19 protein-coding genes are annotated in these 18,588 nt (G+C 64.7%); 11 read left to right on the forward strand and 8 right to left on the reverse strand.

Features of this window, described 5'->3' with window-relative positions; all coding sequences use genetic code 11:
- The first annotated feature begins 24 nt into the window (after positions 1-24).
- Positions 25-999 carry a quinone oxidoreductase family protein gene (locus ABIB91_RS06485; protein WP_007590887.1) on the forward strand — a complete coding sequence of 325 codons (975 nt, stop codon included), beginning with the start codon at positions 25-27 and terminating at the stop codon, positions 997-999.
- A 97-nt stretch (positions 1,000-1,096) separates the two neighbouring features.
- On the opposite strand, the gene ABIB91_RS06490 is transcribed toward ABIB91_RS06485, so the two are convergent.
- The gene (locus ABIB91_RS06490) at positions 1,097-2,293 is read right to left on the reverse strand and encodes an acetylornithine transaminase (protein WP_354160817.1); all 1,197 of its coding nucleotides are present in this window, start codon (positions 2,291-2,293) and stop codon (positions 1,097-1,099) included.
- A gap of 403 nt (positions 2,294-2,696) precedes the next feature.
- On the opposite strand from ABIB91_RS06490, the gene ABIB91_RS06495 reads away from it, so the two are divergent.
- The 3 genes from ABIB91_RS06495 (at position 2,697) to ABIB91_RS06505 (ending at position 4,577) form a co-directional block, all read left to right on the forward strand.
- Positions 2,697-3,644 carry a hypothetical protein gene (locus tag ABIB91_RS06495; protein WP_354160815.1) on the forward strand — a complete coding sequence of 316 codons (948 nt, stop codon included), beginning with the start codon at positions 2,697-2,699 and terminating at the stop codon, positions 3,642-3,644.
- A gap of 125 nt (positions 3,645-3,769) precedes the next feature.
- Positions 3,770-4,201, forward strand: coding sequence for a MerR family transcriptional regulator (locus ABIB91_RS06500; RefSeq protein WP_354160814.1), 432 nt, complete (start codon positions 3,770-3,772; stop codon positions 4,199-4,201).
- Complete coding sequence (locus ABIB91_RS06505) at positions 4,134-4,577, forward strand: carboxymuconolactone decarboxylase family protein (RefSeq protein ID WP_354160812.1); 444 nt, start codon at positions 4,134-4,136, stop codon at positions 4,575-4,577. Before ABIB91_RS06500 ends, ABIB91_RS06505 begins: the two co-directional genes overlap by 68 nt.
- 77 nt (positions 4,578-4,654) lie before the next feature.
- Here ABIB91_RS06505 and rimO read toward each other — a convergent pair whose 3' ends face one another.
- Positions 4,655-5,980, reverse strand: coding sequence for a 30S ribosomal protein S12 methylthiotransferase RimO (gene rimO, locus ABIB91_RS06510; RefSeq protein ID WP_354160810.1), 1,326 nt, complete (start codon positions 5,978-5,980; stop codon positions 4,655-4,657).
- Between the two features lie 111 nt (positions 5,981-6,091).
- On the opposite strand from rimO, the gene ABIB91_RS06515 reads away from it, so the two are divergent.
- The 5 genes from ABIB91_RS06515 to ABIB91_RS06535 all read left to right on the forward strand — a co-directional run bounded on the left by ABIB91_RS06515 (position 6,092) and on the right by ABIB91_RS06535 (position 11,912).
- Complete coding sequence (locus ABIB91_RS06515; RefSeq protein ID WP_007590901.1) at positions 6,092-6,682, forward strand: ANTAR domain-containing response regulator; 591 nt, start codon at positions 6,092-6,094, stop codon at positions 6,680-6,682.
- Positions 6,679-7,842 (forward strand): CmpA/NrtA family ABC transporter substrate-binding protein, encoded by a 1,164-nt coding sequence (locus ABIB91_RS06520; RefSeq protein ID WP_354160808.1) that lies wholly within the window; start codon positions 6,679-6,681, stop codon positions 7,840-7,842. The genes ABIB91_RS06515 and ABIB91_RS06520 overlap by 4 nt, the downstream gene beginning before the upstream one ends.
- A 331-nt stretch (positions 7,843-8,173) precedes the next feature.
- Positions 8,174-9,955 (forward strand): NirA family protein, encoded by a 1,782-nt coding sequence (locus ABIB91_RS06525; protein WP_354160806.1) that lies wholly within the window; start codon positions 8,174-8,176, stop codon positions 9,953-9,955.
- Positions 9,952-11,559: a sulfite reductase subunit alpha gene (locus ABIB91_RS06530; RefSeq protein ID WP_354160804.1), complete on the forward strand. Its 1,608-nt coding sequence runs from the start codon at positions 9,952-9,954 to the stop codon at positions 11,557-11,559. The genes ABIB91_RS06525 and ABIB91_RS06530 overlap by 4 nt, the downstream gene beginning before the upstream one ends.
- A 200-nt stretch (positions 11,560-11,759) precedes the next feature.
- Positions 11,760-11,912 carry a hypothetical protein gene (locus ABIB91_RS06535; protein ID WP_007590908.1) on the forward strand — a complete coding sequence of 51 codons (153 nt, stop codon included), beginning with the start codon at positions 11,760-11,762 and terminating at the stop codon, positions 11,910-11,912.
- 106 nt (positions 11,913-12,018) lie between these two features.
- Here the strand turns inward: ABIB91_RS06535 and ABIB91_RS06540 are convergent, their stop codons facing one another.
- The 3 genes from ABIB91_RS06540 to pxpB are packed head-to-tail and all read right to left on the reverse strand — an operon-like array spanning position 12,019 to position 14,587.
- The gene (locus tag ABIB91_RS06540) at positions 12,019-12,789 is read right to left on the reverse strand and encodes a LamB/YcsF family protein (RefSeq protein WP_354160802.1); all 771 of its coding nucleotides are present in this window, start codon (positions 12,787-12,789) and stop codon (positions 12,019-12,021) included.
- Positions 12,790-12,821: 32 nt separating this feature from the next.
- Positions 12,822-13,859 carry a 5-oxoprolinase subunit C family protein gene (locus ABIB91_RS06545; protein WP_354160800.1) on the reverse strand — a complete coding sequence of 346 codons (1,038 nt, stop codon included), beginning with the start codon at positions 13,857-13,859 and terminating at the stop codon, positions 12,822-12,824.
- Positions 13,856-14,587, reverse strand: a complete 732-nt coding sequence (gene pxpB / locus ABIB91_RS06550) for a 5-oxoprolinase subunit PxpB (protein ID WP_354160798.1) — start codon at positions 14,585-14,587, stop codon at positions 13,856-13,858. Before pxpB ends, ABIB91_RS06545 begins: the two co-directional genes overlap by 4 nt.
- A gap of 247 nt (positions 14,588-14,834) precedes the next feature.
- On the opposite strand from pxpB, the gene ABIB91_RS06555 reads away from it, so the two are divergent.
- Positions 14,835-15,533, forward strand: a complete 699-nt coding sequence (locus tag ABIB91_RS06555) for a ribonuclease activity regulator RraA (protein ID WP_007590912.1) — start codon at positions 14,835-14,837, stop codon at positions 15,531-15,533.
- 25 nt (positions 15,534-15,558) lie between these two features.
- Positions 15,559-15,963 carry a (R)-mandelonitrile lyase gene (locus ABIB91_RS06560; RefSeq protein ID WP_007590914.1) on the forward strand — a complete coding sequence of 135 codons (405 nt, stop codon included), beginning with the start codon at positions 15,559-15,561 and terminating at the stop codon, positions 15,961-15,963.
- 137 nt (positions 15,964-16,100) lie between these two features.
- Here ABIB91_RS06560 and ABIB91_RS06565 read toward each other — a convergent pair whose 3' ends face one another.
- From ABIB91_RS06565 to ABIB91_RS06575, 3 genes are all read right to left on the reverse strand, one after another.
- On the reverse strand, positions 16,101-16,451 hold the full coding sequence (locus ABIB91_RS06565) for a hypothetical protein (RefSeq protein ID WP_007590916.1): 351 nt from the start codon (positions 16,449-16,451) through the stop codon (positions 16,101-16,103).
- 178 nt (positions 16,452-16,629) lie between these two features.
- Positions 16,630-17,532, reverse strand: coding sequence for a DUF2147 domain-containing protein (locus tag ABIB91_RS06570; RefSeq protein WP_354160795.1), 903 nt, complete (start codon positions 17,530-17,532; stop codon positions 16,630-16,632).
- 172 nt (positions 17,533-17,704) lie between these two features.
- Positions 17,705-18,487 carry a transporter substrate-binding domain-containing protein gene (locus ABIB91_RS06575; RefSeq protein WP_354160793.1) on the reverse strand — a complete coding sequence of 261 codons (783 nt, stop codon included), beginning with the start codon at positions 18,485-18,487 and terminating at the stop codon, positions 17,705-17,707.
- Positions 18,488-18,588 lie beyond the last annotated feature (101 nt).

Consider the following 18,588-nt stretch of genomic DNA (forward strand, 5'->3'; position numbering starts at 1 on the left):
CCCGCCAGAAGAGGAGGTCAGGTGATGACCAAAGCCGTCCGTGTGCACAAGGTCGGAGGCCCCGAAGCCCTGGTCTATGAGAGCGTCGATGTTCCGGCGCCGGGCCCCGGCGAGGTGCGCATCCGCCAGCATGCCGTCGGCCTGAACTTCATCGACGTCTATTACCGCACCGGCCTCTACAAGGCGCCGGGGCTGCCCTTCATCGCCGGCAACGAGGCCTCGGGCGAGGTTCTCGCAGTCGGGCCGGGCGTGACGAATTTCCATCCGGGCGACCGCGTCGCCTACTACCACAATCTCGGCGCCTATACCGGGGAGCGCAACATCCCCTGGGAGCGGCTGGTCAAGCTGCCCGACCACATCACCCACGAGCAGGGCGCCGTGCTGATGCTGAAGGGGTTGACGGTCTGGTATCTCCTGCACAAGACCTTCAAGGTCGAGCCGCATCATCGCGTGCTGATCCATGCCGCGGCGGGCGGCATCGGCCTGCTCGCCTGCCAATGGGCGAGGGCAATGGGCGCCCACGTTATCGGTACCGTCGGCTCGCGCGAGAAGGCTGCGCTTGCCGAGGCCAATGGCTGCGACCATGTCATCCTCTACAACGAGGAAGACTTCGTCGCGCGCGTCAAACAGATCAGCCGCAACGAGGGCTGCGACGTGGTTTATGACGGTGTCGGCAAGGCGACGTTCCCGGGCTCGCTGTCCTGCCTGAAGCCGCGCGGGATGTTCGTCTCCTTCGGCAATGCCTCAGGCCCGGTGCCGCCATTCTCGATCGCCGAGCTCAACACTCACGGCTCGCTGTTTGCGACCCGGCCCAAGCTCAACGACTATATCGGCACGCGCAAGGAATTGCTGGAAGGCGCCGACACGCTGTTCGCCGCCGTCATCAACGGCAAGCTGCACGTGCCGATCAACCATGCCTACGCGCTCAAGGACGCCGCCAAGGCGCATATCGATCTCGAAAGCCGCAAGACCACCGGCGCGTCGATCTTGAAGCCGTAGCTCGCCGTCATTGCGAGCGAAGCGAAGCAATCCAGAATCTTTCCATTGAGGCAGTCTGGATTGCTTCGTCGCTTCGCTCCTCGCAACGACGAACGCGTCACGCCACGCGCCGTGCCGCGCCTGCCCTGGTCAAAATCCCGTCCAGACAATCGATCATCTCGGCGATCTCGGCCCGCGTGACGTTCAGCGCCGGCATGAAGCGCAACGTGTCGACCTGCGGCGCGTTCAGCAGCACGCCGGCCTCGAACGCCTGCGCGACTATGCCGGGCGCGATCGGCAGCTTGAGGTCGAGCGCGCGCAGGAGGCCGCGGCCACGCACTTCGCCGAGCCCATGCCGCGCCGAGACCTTCTGCAATTCGCTTTCGAGCAGCAGCCCGGTTTCGGTCGCCGTCTTCAGGAACTCCGGCTTGTTGACCTCGTCGAGCACCGCGAGCCCCACCGCGCACATGATCGGGTTGCCGTTGAACGTGCCACCCTGGTCGCCGTGCTCGAAGCAGGCGGCGCGGTCGGTCGCGAGCAGCGCCGCGAGCGGCACGCCGCCGCCGATGCCCTTGCCGAGCGTCATGATGTCGGGCGCGATGCCGGTGTGCTCGTAGTGGAAGAGCTTGCCGGTCCGGCCCATGCCGGTCTGGATTTCGTCGAAGATCAGGAGGAGGCCGTGTGCGTCGGTGAGCGCGCGCAACTCCTGCAAGAACTGATCGGTCGCCGGCCACACGCCTGATTCACCCTGGATAGGCTCGAGCATCACAGCGACGGTGTTGTCGTTGATCAGCTTTTCGACCGACGCGATGTCGTTGAGCTTCGCCTTCTTGAAGCCGGCGACCTTCGGCTCGAACAGCGGCTCAAAGGCCTTCTTGCCTGAGGCCGACATCGTCGCCAGCGTGCGGCCGTGAAAGCCGCCTTCGAAGCTGATGATCTCGAATGCGCCACCTCTGTGGATGCTGCCATATTTGCGCGCGAGCTTGATCGCGCCCTCGTTGGCTTCCGCACCGGAATTGGCAAAGAACACCTGGTCGAACGCGCTGTTTGCGACCAGTGCCTGCGCGAGCTTCAGGCTGGGCTCGTTGTAGAAGGCCGGGCTTGGCGTCAGCAGCCGCTTGGCCTGCGCGGCAAGCGCGTCGGCGATCGCGGGCGGGGAGTGGCCGAGGCAGTTGACGGCCCAGCCCTGCACGAAATCGAGATAGCGCTTGCGGTTGTCGTCCCAGAGGTAGGAGCCGGCGCCGCGGACGAACACGGCCTTGGGCCGAGCGGTGATGTCCATCAACGCGTCATACGGATGGGTGACGTTGGTCATGTCGAACTCCTCTGGAGGCGGGGGGAAAGGGCGCGCGAACAGCAAAAAGGCCGCACCTTGCGGGTGCGGCCTTCTCGAAGACTTAAGCTGAAGTCAGTGCTTCAGCGGCGTCGTCGGACATGGCGCACCCTCTCATCGTCGCGGAAGCGACGGCGGAGCATTTCGGTGCGCTGATGGGTCCGAGCGTTGATCATGGGACGCGGCAATACATGTGAATGGCGGGGCTTGTCAAGCGGGCGCTTTACAGACCACTCGCGCAGCGTGCATGGGGCAGGAGAGAGATGCGCGCCTAGCAACCATTACGTCTCTAGCGCGTTTGTGATCGACGTACGCGAATTGGCTCGAACCGAACGCATGACGGTTCTGACCAAGAGGGGCGGGACCAACCAGATAGTTTAAAGCCTTGTCTGACACGCCTTATCCGATCGACCTCGACAGCATTCGCGGCGCGTTCCCGCCGGGCATCGAGGCGCCGTCGCTGTTGCTGGACTTCGCCGGCTGGTTGGAGGGGCGCCCCTGGGGCAGCGTCGGCTGCTTCTCCTTGCAAGGCCAATTCTCCGATCACGCTCCGATTGTCGACGGCAGTCCCTTGCGCGACAGGTTTTCGCTGTTCATGCGGTTGCCGGATGGCTCGGCTGTTGGCGGCTGGTATGGCGCGGGTCTCGACCGTGACAATCCGCCGATCGTGGGGCTTGGGTCCGAGGGCGATTACGAGCTGCTGGCACCGAGCCTCGATGGCCTGCTCGCAAAACTGACGTCGCAACAATTCGACAAGGCCTGGAGCGATCTGAAGCCGCACGACGAAGTCGAATGCCAGACGGTCGAACTTGCGCAATGGCTCACCGGACGGCTGAGCGGGGAGATGGCGGCGCCCGATGACGATCCGTCGGAGCTGCCCGACTTTCGCGGTTTCATGGAAAAATGGAGCCGGGATCGCGAAGACTACTGGGCCAATCATCGCTTGATGGCCGAACTCGGCTGGCGCCTCGCCGCGCATCTACCGAAGGGCAAGAAGCCCTGGGATAGGACGAGCTTCGAGATCGCGATCGTCGGCAGGCAATACCAGGCGCGTGTGCTGACGGGCGGGCCGCAGCCGTTCGAGGAAGCCACCGCGATCGAATCCCTGCTGCGCGATCTGCGCGAGGAGATGCGCCGCGCGCAGCCTGAGCTCGGGCTGTGGTACGCGATGAACTTCGGGCTTTATGCCGACGGCCGCGTCATGCCCAACTTCGAATACGATGTGCGCCCGAGCATCGACGGCGAGCCTGCGAAGCTGTCCGAGGCGCAAGCCGATCTTGCCCGCGCGCCGCGGCCGGAGCGCTGGGTGCCGAAATGGCTGGCGGGATCTTGAAGCCCGGATTGCCGCGACGCTGCCGCCCCGCCGGCGCGCCGAAATCTTTGCACCTCCGATCCCCCTTGACTTAGAGCGCGCTCGAAGGGGTATCTGTAGGCGCGTCAGTACGAGAACGGGCACACATGAAGATCGGCGACCTCGCAAAACGAACCGGCCTGTCGACGCACACGCTGCGCTACTACGAGCGCATCGGGCTGCTGCCATACGCCGACCGGGATCGCTCCGGCCAGCGTGACTTTGACGCATCGATCCTCACATGGATCGAATTCCTCGGTCGGCTCAAGACCACGGGAATGCCGATCCGGGACATGTTGCGTTACGCGGCGCTTCGCGACGAAGGCGACGCTACCGGCACAAGCCGGCGGCAGATCCTTGAAGTCCACCGGGAACAGGTGCGCACGCAGATTGCCGAACTCCAGGAATGCCTGCTCGTCCTTGATACGAAGATCGCCGGCTATGCCAGCGATGAACAGAGGATGAAGGAAAATGACGCACGCCTCAACACAAGACGAAAGCCGCTTCGATCGCGGCCAGCGGGCCCTGTTACGCATTGACGGCAGAGCTGGTGAAGCGGTCGTCGCCTCACTCGCCGACATTGCTCCGGATTTCGCACGATACGTGATCGAGTTTCCGTTCGGCGACATTTACTGCCGCCCGGGCCTCGGCCTGCGCGATCGCGAGATCGCGACGATCGCCGCGCTGACGGCCCTCGGAAATGCCGCGCCTCAGCTCAAGGTGCATCTCGAGGCGGGTCTGAACGTCGGGCTGTCTCGCGACGAGATCGTGGAGGTCATCATGCAGATGGCCGTCTATGCGGGCTTCCCGGCGGCGCTGAACGGGCTGTTCGCAGCCAAGGAAGTGTTCGCCGCACGTGACGAACAGCAGGCGTCGGGAGAAGCGGACGGCGGGCGTGATGTTGCCGTAGCTTAGCGACGGCCCGCTCCCTCTCCCGCTTGCGGGAGAGGGAGCGGAGAGTTCGTCGCTGCACTGACCGCGACAGCGGAAGATCAGAATCCCGCGACGCTGCCGTGCAGGTCGTATTGGTCGGCGCGCTCGATCTTGGCGGTGACGATCTCGCCGACGCGCAAGGGCCGGCGGCTCGACAGGTAGACGGCGCCGTCGATCTCCGGCGCGTCGGCCTTGGATCGGCCCTTTGAGACGGTCGGGCCGACCTCGTCGATGATGACCTGCTGGCGCGTGCCGACCTTGCGCTTCAGCCGGCGCGCAGAAATCTTCTGCTGTCGCGCCATCAACGCGTTGTAGCGCTCCTGCTTGATCTCTTCCGGCACGGGGTTCTCGATCGCGTTCGCGGTCGCGCCGGCGACCGGCTCGTATTTGAAGCAGCCGAGCCGATCGATCTCGGCTTCGTCCAGCCAGTCGAGCAGATAGGCAAAGTCCGCGTCGGTTTCGCCGGGGAAACCGACGATGAAGGTCGAGCGCAACGCGAGATCGGGACATTGCTCGCGCCAACGCTTGATCCGCGCCAGCGTCTTGTCCTGCGCCGCCGGGCGCTTCATCGCCTTCAGCACCTCGGGGCTTGCGTGCTGGAACGGGATGTCGAGATAGGGCAGCACCTTGCCCTCGTTCATCAGCGCGATGACCTCGTCGACATGCGGGTAGGGGTAGACATATTGCAAGCGGACCCAGGCCCCTAATTCGCCGAGCTCGCGCGCGAGGTCGATAAATTTGGCGCGGACCTGGCGATCCTTCCACGGGCTCTCGGCGTATTTCAGATCGGCGCCGTAGGCCGAGGTGTCCTGCGAGATCACCAGCAGCTCCTTGACGCCGGCGTCGACCAGGCGCTCGGCCTCGCGCAGCACGTCGTTGGCCGGACGCGAGACCAGGTCGCCGCGCAGCTTCGGAATGATGCAGAAGGTGCAGCGGTTGTTGCAGCCCTCGGAGATTTTCAAATAGGCGTAGTGCCGCGGCGTCAGCTTGATGCCCTGCGGCGGCACCAGATCGAGATGCGGATTGTGGGCGGGCGGCAGCGCGCGATGCACGGCGTCCAGCACGCTCTCATATTGCTGCGGGCCGGTGATGGAGAGCACGCCGGGATAGGCCTGCTCGATCTGCTCGGGTTCCGCGCCCATGCAACCGGTCACGATCACCTTGCCGTTCTCGGCCATGGCCTCGCCGATCGCCGAGAGCGATTCCTGCTTGGCGCTGTCGAGGAAGCCGCAGGTGTTGACGATGACGATGTCGGCCCCGTCATGCTTGCGGGCGAGCTCATAGCCCTCGGCGCGCAGGCGCGTGATGATGCGCTCGGAATCCACCAAAGCCTTGGGGCACCCGAGCGACACGAAGCTGACCTTCGGCGCAGCCGTCTGATCCATATCCAAATCTGCCTGATTGACAGGGTTGAGCTAGTCCCAATTGCCCATAATTACAACCCTTTGCATGGCCGGCGGGCATGCTATGGATGAATCACTGGTGGTGAGTGAGCAATGAGCGCCGAACAGTCGCCCAAAATCGTGATCGTCGATGAAAGCCCGATCCGGGCTGCGATCCTCGAAGAAGGGTTGCGGGAGGCCGGATTCACGCAGATCGTCCATATCCGCGAGATGCAGAGCCTGCTCGCCCGTATTTATGCGGTCGATCCTGATATCATCCTGATCGATCTGGAAAACCCCAGTCGCGACGTGCTGGAAGCGATGTTCCAGGTCAGCCGCGCCGTGAAGCGGCCGATCGCGATGTTCGTCGACCAGAGCGATTCATCCTCGATCCAGGCCTCGGTCGAGGCGGGGGTCTCCGCCTATATCGTCGACGGGCTGAGGAAGGAGCGCATCAAGCCGATCCTCGACCTCTGCGTGTCGCGCTTCAATGCCTTCGCAAAACTCCAGGAGGAACTGGAGCGTACCAAGTCGCAGCTCGAGGATCGCAAGGTCATCGAGAAGGCCAAGGGCATCCTGATGAAGGTGAAGGGCCTGACCGAGGACGAGGCCTATGTGCTGCTGCGCTCCACCGCGATGCGCGAGAAGAAGAAAATCGGCGAGATCGCCCAGTCGATCATCACCGCGTCGGAGATGCTGAAATGACCACTCCCCTCCGCATCGGGTTCATTCCGCTGGTCGATGCCGCAGCGCTGATCGTTGCCGTCGACAAGGGATTTGCCGCGGCCGAAGGGCTCGAGGTCGAACTGGTCCGCGAGGTCTCCTGGTCCAACGTCCGCGACAAGCTCAACATCGGCTTGTTCGACGCCGCGCACCTGCTCGCGCCCGTCGCGATCGCGTCCTCGCTCGGTCTCGGGCATGTCAAGGTGCCGATTGCGGCGCCCTTCAATCTCGGCATCAACGGTAACGCGATCACAGTCTCGCCGGCGCTTCATGCCGGGCTGATGGAGGAGATCGACGGCGACCGCTTCGATCCGCTCGCCACGGCAAAAGCATTGGCGCGCGTGGTCGCCAAGCGGCGCAAAGCGGGGGCCGATCCGTTGACCTTCGGCATGACCTTCCCGTTCTCGACCCACAATTATCAATTGCGGTTCTGGATGGCGGCGGCCGGCGTCGATCCCGACGAGGACGTGCGGCTGGTGGTGCTTCCGCCGCCCTATATGGTCGACAGTCTCGCAAATGGGCACGTCGATGCGTTCTGCGTCGGCGCGCCCTGGAATTCGATCGCGGTCGATCTCGGGATCGGCCACATCCTGCATTTCGTCTCCGACATCCTGGCCCATGCGGCGGAGAAGGTGCTGGCGCTCCGCCAGGTCTGGGCCGACAAGAATCCGGACGTGGTCGCCAGCCTGGTGCGCGCGGCGGTGAAAGCCGCGGAGTTCATCGAGCATCCGGAAAACCGGACCGAAGCGGCCCGGATCCTGGCGCAGCCGGAGCGGATCGGTGTCGATGCCGAAGTCATTCAGCGCACCCTCACGGGGCGCCTCAAGATTTCGCCGGATGGCACCTTTCGCGAGAGCGGCAGCTACCTCCTGGTGGGACGCGAGGAAGCAGGGCGCCCCGATCCGGTCCAGGCCGCCTGGCTTTATGCGCAGATGGTTCGCTGGGGGCAGACGACGCTGACGGCCGACGGCGTCAAGACGGCCATGGCCGTGTTCAGGCCCGACCTCTACGACGGCGCCCTCGGTCGCCGGCCGCCCGCCCAAGCCCCCGCGGCATTCGGCGCATTCGCCGGCCCCGCCTTCGATCCCGCCAATATTCGGGGGCATCTCGAAGCCTTCGAGGTGGGTCGCTGGAAGGTGTGATTCGGGCCTGCATCGTTTTTGAGCGCTGGAGATCCGAGTCTAAATTTTAGGCCGACTGCTCGAATTTCATAAGAGTTCCAGAGCCAAGAGTTCCCCAAGGCGCTCTTAATTACCTGATACGACACACATTTTCATTTCGTCGAAGCTGGCACGCAACTTGAATGTTGCAGTGCGGCCAGCCTGTCACAGATGCCTGCTGCGCCAGTCCCCAGCAACGAAGCTGATCGGACCGTTGGGTGCACAGCCGGCTCTCGAGCCAGCCGAGCTCCTCGCGGGTCGTGCACTTTCCGTCGATACCACCCAGGTGGCCGCAGGAGCTTCGTTACTGACCATGAAACTCGACACCGTCTCAGTCGACTTTACCGACGACCAGAAACGCTATCTCGAAGGCTTCACGACCGGTCTGCAGATCAGTCGCGTCGGTCGCGGTCTCGGCGGCGGCGCCGGCAAGGCGAACACCGAGCCGACCGGTCCCGATGCCGTGCACATCAAGGCGCAGGACAAGGTCATCGCCGCGGGCAAGAAGCTCGCCGACCAGGAGAAGGTCAAGCGCGACGAGCATCCCTTCGATGCGTATCCGCGTCTCCGCCAGCAGGCGCTCGACAATACGCCGCCGAGCCCGGCGGACAATTTCCGCTGGCGCTATTACGGCATCTTCTACGTCGCGCCGACGCAGGACTCCTACATGTGCCGTCTGCGCATTCCGAACGGCATCATGAAGCATTGGCAGCTGACCGGCCTTGCCGATCTCGCCGATGAAACGTGCGGTCCCTACAGCCACGTCACGACGCGCGCCAATCTGCAGCTTCGCGAGATCCCGCCGAAGAACGCCGTGAAGCTGATCGAGGGCATTCAGGACCTCGGCCTGTGCTCGCGCGGCTCCGGCGCCGACAACATCCGCAACGTGACGGGAACGCCGACGGCGGGCATCGATCCGCAGGAGCTGATCGACACACGGCCTTATGCGCGCGAGTGGCACTACCACATCCTGAACGATCGCTCGTTGTATGGCTTGCCGCGCAAGTTCAACGTCGCCTTCGACGGTGCCGGCAGGATCGCCGTGCTCGAGGAGACCAACGACATCGCTTTCACGGCGGTCGAGGTGAAGGACGGCTTCGGCGTCGAGCCCGGGACCTGGTTCCGCCTCGGCCTCGGCGGCATCACCGGCCACAAGGACTTTGCCAAATATTCCGGCATCGTCGTGAAGCCTGAAAACGCGACCGCCGTTGCCGACGCCATCGTGCGCGTCTTCATCGAGCATGGCGACCGCACCAACCGCAACAAGGCGCGGTTGAAATACGTGCTCGACGCCATGGGCCATGACGGTTTCCTCAAGCTCGTCGAAGAGCGGCTGAAGACGCCATTCACGCGCGTGCCGGAAGAGGCGTTTGCGCCGCGACCGGCCGCGGACCGCATGGCGCATATCGGCGTGCACAAGCAGAAGCAGAACGGCTTGAACTGGATCGGCGTGTCGCTGACGCTCGGCAAGATCAGCTGCGATCAGATGCGGGGCCTCGCCAAGGTGGCGCGGGACCTCGGCGACGGCGAGATCCGTCTGACCGTCTGGCAAAACCTGCTGATATCAGGGGTGCGCGACGAGAATGTCGAACTCGCCATCGCGGCGATCAAGCAGATTGGGCTTGCGGTCGAGGCCTCGCATATCCGCGCCGGCCTGATCGCCTGCACTGGCAACGCCGGTTGCCGCTTTGCCGCCTCCAACACCAAACGCCACGCTGCCGAGATCGGCGACTGGTGCGAGCCGCGCGTCGAGATGGACAAGCCAGTCAACATCCACGTCACCGGCTGCCACCATTCCTGTGCCCAGCACTACATCAGCGACATCGGCCTGATCGGGGCGCGCGTGCCGGTGAACGACGAGGACACTGTCGAGGGCTATCATCTCTTCACCGGCGGCGGGTTCGGTCCTGACGCCGACGTCGGGCAGGAGGTCTACCACGACCTCAAGGCCGAAGACGCGCCGAAGACGGTCGAAGGGTTGCTCAAGGCCTATATCGCCCATCGCTCGTCTCCCGACGAGACGTTCCTGTCCTTTGCGCGCCGCCACGACGGCGAGACGCTGCGCAAGCTTGCCGATGCCGAGGTGTCTTCATGAACCAGATCAGCCCTCCACCCAAACTAGACATCATTCCCACGAGTGCCCCGTTCTCCGACGCGCAACGCTCCTGGCTGAACGGCTTCTTTGCCGGGCTGCTGTCGCCTGACGCGGCCACGCCGCTGTCGGCCGAGCAGGGCGCTGCTGTCATGCAAGGCGGTGATGGTGATGACGGTGAAGCGCCGTGGCACGACCAGACCATGCCGATCGCCGATCGGATGAAACTCGCCGAAGGCCGTCCCGTGCGGCGCAAGATGATGGCGGCGATGGCGCAGCAGGATTGCGGGCAGTGCGGCTACAATTGCCACGACTATTCGGAGGCGATCGCGAGCCGCAGTGAAGCGCGGCTCAACCTTTGCGTCCCCGGCGGCAAGGAAACCGCGCGGATGCTGAAGTCACTGCATGAAGAGCTGGACAAGGCGCCGGCGGCAAAGGCCGGCGACAAGCAAGACGCTGTGGCGGCCCCCGCCGTGACCGTGACGATCGCCGAGCCCGGCCGCTCGCGCGACAACCCTGTTGCGGCGACCTTCCTGTCGCGCCGTCTTCTCAACAAGGGAAAGTCCGAGAAGGAAACCTATCACGTCGAGTTCGATCTCTCCGAGAGCAAGCTCGACTATGTCGTCGGTGACAGTTTTGGCGTGTTCGCGCGCAACGAGCTCGGTCTCGTCGACCAGGTCATCGCGTTGCTCGGCGCGTCCCACACCACCAAGGTCAATGGCAAGACGCTGCGCGAGGTGCTGATCGACGACGTCTCGCTGTCGCCGGCGCCCGACACGCTGTTCGAACTGCTCTCCTTCATCACTGGCGGCGCGCAGCGCGAGAGGGCGCGGGCACTGGCGCAGGGCGAGGATCCCGATGGCGATGCCGCCACGCTCGACGTCATGGCGGCGCTGCAGAAGTTCTCGGGCACGCGGCCGCATCCTGAAGCCTTCGTCGAGGCGCTGGAGCCGCTGCAGCCGCGGCTCTATTCGATCTCGTCGTCGCACAATGCGACGCCTGGAAAGTTGTCGCTGACGGTCGATTCCGTGCGCTACGTGATCGGCAAGCGCAAGCGCATCGGCGTCGCCTCGACCTTCCTCGGCGAGCGCATCGCCGAAGGCGAGAAGCTCAAGGTCTATGTGCAGAAGGCGCACAATTTCGGTCTGCCGCAGGATCCGAAGACGCCGATCATCATGGTCGGCCCCGGCACCGGCATTGCGCCGTTCCGCGCCTTCCTGTTCGACCGCAAGGCGACCGGCGCGCCCGGCAAGAACTGGCTGTTCTTCGGCCATCAGCGCAGCGATTGCGACTTCTTCTACCAGGAGGAGCTCAACGCGATGAAGACCTCGGGCCTGCTCACGCGCATGTCGCTGGCGTGGTCGCGCGACGGCGAGAAGAAGTTCTACGTGCAGGACCGCATGCGCGAGGTCGGCCGCGAGCTGTGGACGTGGCTTGCCGAGGGGGCGCATCTCTACATCTGCGGCGATGCCAAGCGCATGGCCAAGGACGTCGAGCGCGCGCTGGTCGATATCGTCGCCCAGTTCGGGGCGCGATCGACCGACGAAGCCGTCAGTTTTGTCGCCGAACTCAAGAAGACGGGCCGGTTCCAGGCTGACGTCTACTAGCTGTCATCTCACCGTCATCCGAGTCAGTTCCAACTGGCTCGGATTTGAACGAATAAGATTCTCGGAACCTGCGCGTAGGAAGAATTTGCTCCTGCGATGCGAGGCTTTCAGAGAACCTGTATCGCTATTTGCGCGGGTCTCTTGCCCGCCACCCCGGTTGATCCCTCATAATCCCCCAAATGGGGCGTTGGAGATCGACCATGCGCGAACTATCGGCGGAAGCCAGGCTGCACTTCTACGCGCGCTCGCTCTCGCGGCGGACCGGGGCGAGTGTGCATCATGCCGCGATGTACAGCGCCTTCGCGGTCATCGCCGCCATCGTGTTCGGCACGCTCTCGGTGCACCCGTTCTGATGACCCGCGTAGGGTGGGTTAGCCGAAGGCGTAACCCACCAACTTCGTTCCGCATGCGCTGAGCCATGGTGGGTTACGCTTCGCTAACCCACCCTACGGACCAACCTCACGCCCCGCGCCTGAACGGCGCGACCTCGATCCCTGCGTCCTTCAAAGCCTGCCGCAGACCGCGCGCGATCTCGACCGCGCCGGGCGTATCCCCGTGGATGCACACCGTGTCGGTTCGCATCTTGATGACCTTGCCCGTGACCGAAACCACCGCACCGTCCTGCACCATGCGCACCACGCGGTCGGCGATCGCCTTGGCGTCATGCAGCACCGCGCCCTCCTTCTTGCGCGAGACGAGATTGCCGTCGTCCTCATAGGCGCGGTCGGCGAACACCTCATGCACCATCGGCAGATTGGCGGCTTCGCCGGCCTTCACCAGCTTCGAATTGGCGAGCACGACGAAAATCAGGCTCGGGTCGACCGCCTTGATGCCGGCGGCGATCGCCTTCGCCGTCATTTCGTCCTCGCAGGCGACGTTGGAGAGCGCGCCATGCGCCTTCACATGCGTGACCTTGTGGCCGGCGGCGGTCGCGATCGCCTGCAACGCGCCAATCTGGTAGGCGACGAGGTTCTCGATCTCGGAGGCCTTCAGGCCCGCGATCGGATGGCGGCCGAAGCCATGCAGGTCGCGATATCCAGGATGCGCGCCGACCGAGACGCCGCGCGCTTTCGCCAGCTCGACCGTCCGGCGCATGATATCGGGATCGCCGGCGTGGAAGCCGCAGGCGACGTTGACCGAGCTCGCCAGTTCGATCATCGCGGCATCGTTGCCCATCTCCCACGCGCCAAAACCTTCGCCGAGATCGCAATTGAGATCGATCGTCTTCATTGGCTGCTCTCCATCTCTGGTCGTGTTGTCGTTTACGGCTCGGCCGCAACCTGCCAGGTCCCGGCGTCGACGGCACTGACAGCATAGCCCGCGACGTTGGCGTCGCTGAGCGCTTCGATGTTGAGCGCGATGGTGTCGGCGGAGCGCAGGCGATCGGACAGGTTGCGGATCAATTGCGCAAACTTCCTTGCCTCGTCCTGCGCCTCGGCCATGCTGACCGCCTTGAAGCGGAACGCCGTTCCTGCCGAGGTCTGCGCGAGACGGCCGACATCGGCCGTGATCACGGTCGCGATCTTCGGGTAACCGCCGGAGGTGCCGCGATCCATCATCAGCGCGATCGGTGCGCCGTTGCCGGGCACCTGGATGCTGCCGTTGACCGTGCCGTCGGAGACGATGTTGTGGCCGTGCAGATGCTTGATCGCGGGACCTTCCAGCCGGTAGCCCATGCGATCTGACGTCGCCGAGATCTTCCACTCGCTGTCGAGGAACAGCGCCTTGTTGGCGTCGTCGAATTCGTCGTCCTGCGGTCCGAGCAGTACGCGGATCGGACCGCTCGATGGCTTCGGCAATTCGATACGCAGTTCCGGTGCACCGCTTGCGGCATCGACGGTGAATTCGTCGCCGGCCTGCAACGGGCGCGGGTAGGGGCTGCCGAGACCGGCACGGGCGTTGACCGCGAGACTGCCGAACACCGGCTCGCCCTTGATCCCGCCTTCGATCGCCAGATAAGTGAACGCACCGCCGCGAGCAAAACCCAGCGTCAGCGTCTCGCCGTCCTTCAGCGTCACCGATGTGTCCATGGCGACCGGACTGCCGGCGATGTCCGTGTTGCGGGGCGCGCCTGAAATCGCGACGCGCACGGCACCGTCGCGCGCGGTGAACGAGGCGCCGAACGGGCCGACCTCGACAGCGGCTGCAAACGGTTCGTTGCCGACAAGCGTGTTCGCTGCCGCGAGCGAGAGGCGGTCCATCGCTCCGCTGACCGTCAGACCATAGCGTTGCGCGCCATGGCGTCCGCCGTCCTGGATCGAGCTTGCGGGCCCGATGCTGGCGATCACGAGCCGGCTCATGCGATCACCTGCTCGGCAATGATCTCGCCGGCCTCGGCGGCGCGGTCCTGTTCCTCGAACGTCTTGTGGTCGATGGCGAAAAACGTCACGCGATCGCCGGGTTCGGTGAGAAAGGTCGGATTGCGGTGGAGCTGATAGGTCCGCACAGGCGTGCGGCCGAGCAGGTGCCAGCCGCTTGGCGCTGCCAGGCACTGGATTCCAGCCTGGATGCCGCCGATCGAGATCGTGCCGGCAGGCGTCAGCAGCCGCGGATTCTGCCGCCGCGACATCTGCAGGGATTTGTCGAGCCCGCTGAGATAGGACCAGCCCGGCGTAAAGCCGATCATGGCAACCTTGTAGTCGCCGGCGACGTGGCGCGCGACGATGTCGTCGGGTGTGGTATTCAGCGCCTTCGCGACGTCCTCGAGGTCGATGCCGTGCTCGCCGCCATAGGCGACCGGAATGCGCCAGCGGCGCGCCTTAGTGGCCGGTGGCAGCGGCTGGCTGGCGAGCGCGAGCAGCTTTTCGCCAAGGGCGTCGAAGCCGATCTTGCCGGGATCGTAATGCACCAGCAGCGAGCGATAGGTCGGCACGGACTCGGTGATGCCATCGATCGGGCTTGCTGCGAGCGCCTTGTCGAGCGCCAGCACGCGCTGGTTCGCGTCGTCGTCGATGGTACGGCTGAACTCGACCGTGACGGCGCTGTCGCCACTGGGCAGCAGGCGGGGCGGGGGAAGCGTCGCGGACATGGGCTGTCGAAATCGGGCTTCTGGAGATACGCGGGCTCGGCCTTGAGCTCCGCTTGTTCCTGCTTCGCGTAAATGCGCCCGCAAGTCCAATAAATTAATGCAGGGGGAGGCGATAAAGCCTTGTTATCGCGACGCATAACAGCGCTGCGGCCCTGCATGATTGGTAGCTTGTTGGCCCTTGACGCAAGGCCCGCACCCCGCAAGATGCGCGCGTTCTTTCCCGCCCATCCGGAGCTCGTCTGTTTCCATGTCGCTGTCCCCCGAAGCCCGCAAGACCCTCGCCGGCATCACCACTGCCACCATCACCACGGTCCTGCTGAAGAAGGGCCTGCGCAACATCTGGATGCGCGGCGCGCGTCCGCTGCGCCCGGGTCTGCCGCGCCTGGTGGGACCGGCCTTCACGCTGCGCTTCGTGCCGGCGCGCGAGGATCTGGCGACGCCGGAATCCTGGTCGTCGCCGATCTCGACCCGCACCGCGATCGAGGCGATGCCGGAGGGCTGCATCGCCGTGGTCGATGCCATGGGCATCACCGACGCCGGCATCTTTGGCGACATCCTGTGCGCGCGCATGATGAAGCGCGGCGTCACCGCACTCGTCACCGACGGTGTCGTGCGTGACGTCGAGGGCGTGCTCGGCACTAATCTGCCGGTCTGGTGCGACGGCTATGCCGCGCCGCCGTCGGTTGCCGGCCTGACCTTCGTCGGCTGGGGCGAGCCGATCGGCTGCGGCGGCGTTGCGGTGTTCCCGAACGACATCGTGGTCGCCGACCAGGACGGCTGCGTGCTGATCCCGCAGGCGATGCTCGAACACGTGCTCAACGAGGGCGTCGAGCAGGAGCGGATGGAAGCCTGGATCGTCAACGAGGTGAACAATGGCGCGGTGCTCCCGGGCCTCTATCCCATGAACGCCGAGACCAAGGCGCGCTACGCCGCAAGCAAGAAGTAATCGGTAAGGAAACGAGGTAAATCCAATGGACATCACTGTAGCAGGCACGCGGCCGACACGCCGTGCGCCCGGGGAACACTTCACCGGCACCGTGTGGCAGGACCCCGTGATCATGGCGCCCGCCCCGGCGCGGCTGAACTGCTCGCGCGTCTCGTTCGAACCGGGCGCGCGCACCAACTGGCACCACCATCCGCTCGGGCAGACGCTCTATGTGATTTCGGGAGTCGGCCGGGTCCAGTCCAAGGGCGGGCCGATCAGGGAGATCCGTCCCGGCGACACCGTCTGGATTCCACCGGGCGAGCTGCACTGGCACGGCGGGTCGCCGACGAACGGCATGACCCACATCGCCATGCAGGAAGCGCTCGACGGCGTGTTCTCGACCTGGTTGGAGCCGGTGACCGACGCGGAGTATGGGGCGGCGGTCGGCTAGCCTCCCGGACAAGACGCATCGCTACAAGGCGATGCGGCGTCGATCCGGGACCCAGAGATTTGGGACCCACGAAGAATGCTGGGTCCCGGCTCTGCGGAGCAGCGTTGCGCGCTGCGCCGCGTCCGGGACACAGCACCCTACATCCGCTCCGCCGTCCACGTGCCCGTGCACATGCTGCCGCGCCAGGTACCGGAGCCAGAGGTGCCGCTGAGCCGGCCGAAGCCGACGGCGCGTTTGATTCCGGTGCTCAAGGTGACGTTGATGCTGCCGGCATCTGCGACGCGGCCTGACGCCGTCACCATGGCGCTGCTCGAGGCGATCTGACCGTTGTTGATGCCGATTGCGACGGTCGAGCCGTTACCGCAGGTCTCGCTCGACGACGAGATGCGGACATTCCATGCGCCGTCGAAAGTGCTGGCGCTCGCCTGCGCGGCCGGCAATGCGATGACAATGATTGTGGCGAAGAGAGCCTTGCGAAATCCGTTCATGACACGCCCCTGGGGTTGATCATGCGGGGATCGTGACATGGACGCGGAACCCACGATGTGAGGGCTGTCACGCGCGCGACGGGCTCTGTGATGTCGCGCACGTCGCAATCGATTAGGCGCCAAAAGCAAAGGGGCCCGCGTTGCGGACCCCTTGTCTCCGTCAGAGTGTCGCCGGAAGTCAGTTCACCCGCGTCCAGGTCTGGCCGCCGCAGAACATGCCGCCGAAGGCGCAGCCCTGCACGCGCAGGCGATCGGTGCCCTTCAGCGCGATGGTTGAATCGTAGGTCGAGCCGGAGTTCGGATCGAGGATGCGGCCGGACCATTTCTGGTCCTTGTTCTGATCCTTGCCGGGCTTCATGTTGATCAGAACCTGCTCGCCATTCTGGTTCGATTTCGAATCGACCGAGTAGCCGCAGAGATTGCTGCCGCATTGCTCGATCCGGACCTTGCCTTCCTTCTCCTCGGTGAGCCAGACGCCGAGCGGCGAATTGAGGTCGCGCGTGGGCGCTGTTGCGGGAGCCGGCGGCGCGACGGCAGCCGACTGAACGGGGGCAGGCGCAGGCGCCGGGATGGGAGGCGGAGACGGCGCCGGAGGCGCGGCTGCGACCGTCGGGGCGGGCGGCGGAGGCGGTGCGGGCGGGACTGCCGCCACCGTCGGGGCAGCACTCGGGGCTGGCTGAGGCGGCGGCACAAGCGCGTCTTCGGCCCGAGCATTGTTAGCCGTGGTGGCCGGAGGTGCCGGCGGGGCCGGAGGCGCGACGGCCACGGGAGCTTGGACCGGAGCTTGGACAGGGGTCTGCTCGGCCGCCGGAGGCGCCGTGACCGGTGCTGGATTAGCCGGTGGCTGCGGGTCAACCTTGGCTTGTTGCGGTGCCTGCGGGTCCGCTTTCGGAGTCCCCTTGGCATCGGTCTTGGCCTTCTTCGCCTTGCCCTGGCCGGTGTTGTCGTAGACGCCGGGGATTTGCACCGTGCCGCGGTCGGGATCGATGCGGATGGTACGCCCGCCATAGTCGAAGGTGTACTGCGCCTGCGCAGCGGTGCTCGCCAGAAGGAATGCGGCCGTGGCCAACAGCTTCCTCATTTCGCATCTCCTGAAACAGGTGGTCCCCGCACCGACGCTTACGCCCCGGTTCGATCGCAAAAAGTGATCTAGATCACTGTCACGGTATGAGTCGTGCTCCGGTGGTTGTGGGTTCAATAACACCGGAGCCGGCCCAAAGTTTGGCCGGGGCAAGCGACAGGAGGACGCGGCCCTAATCGAACCAGGCGGCGTAGATCTTCTTGTAGCTGCCGTCCTGCATGGAAATGTGCAGCCATTGGTCGACGAACGCCTTCAGCGCCATGTCCCGCTGGAGCCAATAGGCCTTCTCGGAGAAGTCGAACGGCGTTTCGGGATGCACCGCGCAGAGCACGCCTTGATGCTGCTTCTGCTGGTAGCGCGTCTCGGAGGCGTCCGTCATCATCAGATCGGCATTGCCCTTGGCGATCTCGTCGAAGATCACGGTATTGTCCGGGAAGACGGTGATGTCGGCGTCCTTGATGTTGGCACGGGCGAAGCGCTCGTTGGTGCCGCCGGGATTGACGATCACGCGGGTGCCCTTCTTGTCGATGTCTGTGATGCTCTGGTATTTGCCGACGTCGGCACAGCGCGCGATCGGCGTCTTGCCCTCGCGCATGATCGGCGTGGAGAACAAGCCCTTTTTCTGGCGGTCGAGCGTGACCGAGACGCCGCCCATGGCGATGTCGAACTGATCGGCCTCGAAATCCTTCATCAGCTTCGGCCAGGCCGTCGGCACGAATTCAACCTTGACGCCGAGCGCCTTGCCGAGCGCCTCCGCCATGTCGACATCGAAGCCGTTGAACTGCTGCGTGGTCTTGTCGAGATAGGTGAAGGGCTTGTAGTCGCCGGTCATGCCGACGCGCAAAGTGCCGCGCTTGACGATCTCGTCGAGGCGGGACGACGCCGCCTGCTGTGCGTGGGCCGAAAGGTTTGCCAGCAGGACCACGGCCAAAGTCGCCAAAATTCGAATGGTCATTCGAACGATCATCTCTTTTCCACCCATGCCCAAGCTGTCATTGTGCAGCTCTCGAAGCCTGTCTTGAGGCTCGGATTTAGACCAGATGCCCGTCGCTGGCG

Origin of the sequence: Bradyrhizobium sp. JR4.3, assembly GCF_040547695.1 — a bacterium.
Classification (GTDB): domain Bacteria; phylum Pseudomonadota; class Alphaproteobacteria; order Rhizobiales; family Xanthobacteraceae; genus Bradyrhizobium; species Bradyrhizobium canariense.